Annotated in this window: 2 protein-coding genes and 1 pseudogene; all 3 read left to right on the forward strand. The window is 41.1% G+C overall.

Features of this window, described 5'->3' with window-relative positions:
- Window positions 1–519 (forward strand): annotated as a pseudogene (locus ACS8E3_RS12915) (SAM-dependent DNA methyltransferase); the annotation flags it as partial.
- Entirely contained in the window at window positions 519–1892 is a 1374-nt protein-coding gene (locus ACS8E3_RS12920; RefSeq protein WP_439244742.1) for a restriction endonuclease subunit S, read from the forward strand. The pseudogene ACS8E3_RS12915 and the gene ACS8E3_RS12920, both read left to right, overlap by 1 nt.
- Before the next feature lie 34 nt (window positions 1893–1926).
- Entirely contained in the window at window positions 1927–2649 is a 723-nt protein-coding gene (locus tag ACS8E3_RS12925; RefSeq protein ID WP_439244744.1) for a hypothetical protein, read from the forward strand.
- The last annotated feature ends 357 nt before the right edge of the window (window positions 2650–3006 follow it).

The raw sequence follows: 3006 nt of genomic DNA on the forward strand, positions 1-3006 counted from the left end.
CAAGCGTTAAAAGACACTGATATAAGTCTTGATGTGAAAGAGAAAAAGCAGCTGATGGATGCCATCACGTGGAAAAACCCTGAAGCCGAACCCGTCATTAAGAAAACAGTTAAAACCGCCAATCCACTCTATGGTGCATTTAGCTTAGACAACTACCATGTCAAGGTAGCGTTCAACTCGGATAGTAAACAGTTAAGCAAGCCAGCCAAAATAGTCGAGTTCCAAACCGACAGCGACCTACGTGATTATGAAAACGTACCGCTAAATCCTGAGGTGACGACCACTGAGCTGATTGAAAGTTACTTCGCCCGTGAAGTACAGCCGCATGTGCCTGATGCGTGGATCAATGGCGATAAGACCGATGCTATCGATGAAGAGGTTGGTATTGTCGGTTATGAGATCCCGTTTAACCGTCACTTCTATGTTTATGAGCCACCGCGCCCGCTAGTTGAGATTGATGCGGACTTAGATAAAGTCAGTAGCGAGATTATGCAGTTATTGGGTGAGGTGCATTCGTAATGGCTGAAAAATATGTCGCCTATCCTGAGTATAAAGAGTCGGGAGTTGAGTGGTTGGAGGAGATACCAAGTCACTGGGAGCTTAGTAAGCTTAGATATATGTTTTCGTTTGGTCGAGGTTTAACTATAACTAAAGCAGACCTCTTAGATACTGGTGTACCTTGCGTAAGCTATGGTGAAGTGCATTCAAAATATGGTTTTGAAGTTGACCCAAAAAAACATTATCTAAAATGTGTTGATGAAGGATATTTACAGTCATCTTCTTATGCCTTGCTTACTAAAGGTGATTTAGTGTTTGCTGATACTTCTGAGGATATAGAAGGTTCAGGGAATTTCACCCAGTTAGTTAGTGATGATTTAGTTTTTGCTGGTTATCACACCGTTATTGCTCGCCCTTTTGATCGTCAATGTAGTCGCTTTTATGCCTACTTGATGGATTCAAAGGAAATAAGAACTCAAATTAGACACATGGTAAAAGGGGTTAAGGTTTTTAGTATCACCCAGTCTATTTTGAAAGGGGTTGAAATTTGGTTGCCATCTTTAGATGAAAGAGAAACAATCGCCAACTTCCTCGACCACGAAACCGCCCAAATCGATACCTTAATTGATAAGCAGCAAACCCTGATCCAACTGTTAAAAGAAAAGCGCCAAGCGGTGATCAGTCATGCGGTGACCAAAGGCTTAAACCCTGATGCACCGATGAAAGATTCGGGTGTTGAATGGTTAGGGGATGTACCTGAGCATTGGGATTTAGTACCTTTAAAATATCTATGCAATTTTAGCGGTGGTGGTACACCAACGAAAGATAACCTATCTTACTGGACAGGTGGAACTATTCCTTGGGTATCTCCTAAAGACATGAAGTCGTTTTGGATCGATAAAACTCAAGATTACATTACTGAAAGTGCTGTAAAAGAGTCATCAACTAAATTGATTAAAGCAGGTGCGCTCTTAATGGTAGTGCGTTCAGGAATATTACAAAGAACCATTCCGATAGCAATTAATACTGTTGATGTAACGATGAATCAAGACATGAGAGCATTGCAGTTTAATGAACGCATGACTTCAGAATACGCCGCAAACTATATAGTAGGTAACGTTGATAAGCTGCTTTTTGCATGGTCAAAAGAGGGTGCTACCGTAGAAAGCATTGAACAGGAATACTTATCTAATAGCCTATTTCCAGTTCCTTCTATAGCTGAGCAGAATGAAATAGTTGATGAAATTAATGAGCAAATGAAAATATTTGATAATTTAGTTTTAAAAGCCCAAAAAGCCATTCAACTTATGCAAGAACGCCGCACCGCTTTAATCTCTGCTGCGGTTACGGGCAAGATTGATGTTCGGGATTGGCAAGCGCCTAAAAGCCGTTAAAATAAATACAGAAAACAATAAAAGGAATTATAGGGTGAAAAAGCTTACCGTAGCAGCTTTATTAGGCGCAATAGCGGTTACCACTAGCGCCCAAGCCGAAGTCTATCACTGGCAAGATGAGCTATGCGATAACCGAGGCGAGTTTGATAATACAAAGTATAGCGCTAAGCAAATCGAAAACTCACATTTTGTCTTCGACCATTTAAATAGCTCAAATCTAAATAGCTTTTTTCCACCGATGGATATTGATGCTTTAGACACGCTATCTATGACCGACCTAGAAACGCTGACTGAAGAATATAAACAAGTTAAGCATAATGTTGAACGACTTGACGTGGTACCCGAAGCACAGCGCTATAAGCAACAGCTCATTAAGTCTATTGGTGGGGAGTATAAACACAATAAGCTAACTATTTTGGCTTATTTAGAACCCATACAAGCTATGCGGCAGAGTCCATTGATGTGCAAGCAATACATCGAACCCTTTTTTCGTAACGAAACCGCCGTACAGGATAAATGGCAGCAGCTGGTTGAAAAACGCGCGTTAACGAATAGCTATGCCATGTCCCGTTATCAAGATGAGAAAGCCAGTAATCCTGCCAAGTATGCCAAAATTGACTTGATTACCTTTGGCTTTGGCAATTGCGTCAATGATCAGGTCTATCATGCCGACTCTGAAAAAACCTATATCTATCGCCAACAACTGAATAAAATAGTGTTTGGTGAGAGTTTGACTAAGGTTTGTGCTGAGCCTTAGTTTGCGTAGGCTGCGGCTTTAGCCCAGCATTGTAATTTTGTCAGGTTTTTTGCTAGGCTAAAGCCTTGTACAGTGCCTGTCATGCACCACAAGATATAGGCTAAAAGTAAGATGAATCCTAATCAACAACTTAGTCAACATTAAATACCGTATTGACGAGGCTTATCTAAAAGTTCGGTGCTTAAAAAGCCCTCTACACAAATAAATCAATAATAAGAACTATGCTATGACCCAGACCAGTACTGCTATCAACGCACATAACGTCACCTTTGAGACTACTTTCCAAGCCGACATCATCACGCAAATGCAAGCGCACGGCTGGCAGTTAGGCAATCCTAGCGACTATACGGCTGAGAC

The organism is Psychrobacter sp. 2Y5 (genome assembly GCF_051847375.1).
In the GTDB taxonomy this organism is placed as follows: domain Bacteria; phylum Pseudomonadota; class Gammaproteobacteria; order Pseudomonadales; family Moraxellaceae; genus Psychrobacter.

Excerpts from the sequence above, each read along its gene's own strand:
- ACS8E3_RS12920 (WP_439244742.1), top strand. The coding sequence starts at position 519 with ATGGCTGAAAAATATGTCGCCTATCCTGAGTATAAAGAGTCGGGAGTT.